The 572-nt window shown below is 37.8% G+C and carries 1 protein-coding gene; it reads right to left on the bottom strand.

Features of this window, described 5'->3' with window-relative positions; all coding sequences use genetic code 11:
* The coding region (locus SORDD05_RS08335) for an IS3 family transposase (protein ID WP_155718868.1) at positions 1–572 on the bottom strand (572 nt) is incomplete at both ends.

Here is a 572-nt window from a genome sequence, read left to right as displayed (position 1 = left end):
TTCTAACATCGTTTGTATTAGGCGAACAAGAAAGATTAAAAGCAATAATTTCGCTGTTAAAGCCATCTAAAACTGGTGATAAGTAAAGCTTTTGAGTACTTGCTGGAATGACAAACTCAGTCACATCCGTATAGCACTTTTCCATTGGTTTGGCTGCTTCAAATTGGCGCTGAATAAGATTCTCTGCTTTATTGCCAATCTCTCCTTGGTAGGAAGAATACTTCCGTTTCCGACGAATTCGAGCACTTAAACCAAGGACCTTCATCAGACGTTGAACTTTCTTATGATTCACTGTAAAACCACGATTTCTTAGTTCAAGAGTAATTCTACGATAGCCATAATTTCCTTTATAGTCATTATAAATGGCTTGAATTTCATCCTTTAGCTCTTTATCCTTATCTGGTTGATCCAGCTGTCTCAATTGATAATAGTAAGTTGAGCGAGGTAAACGAGCCACTTCAAGAAGTAAATCTAGTCGAAATCCTCCTGAAGCCATTTCTCTAACTGTCTCTGCTTTTCTCGCTCTAAGGCTTCGTCCCTTTCCTCTAACTCTTTTAACTTTTTTAGGTAAG

Origin of the sequence: Streptococcus oralis (genome assembly GCF_001578705.1) — a bacterium.
GTDB classification, from domain to species: Bacteria; Bacillota; Bacilli; order Lactobacillales; family Streptococcaceae; genus Streptococcus; species Streptococcus oralis_J.
This window is presented reverse-complemented; position numbering and strand designations above follow the sequence as displayed.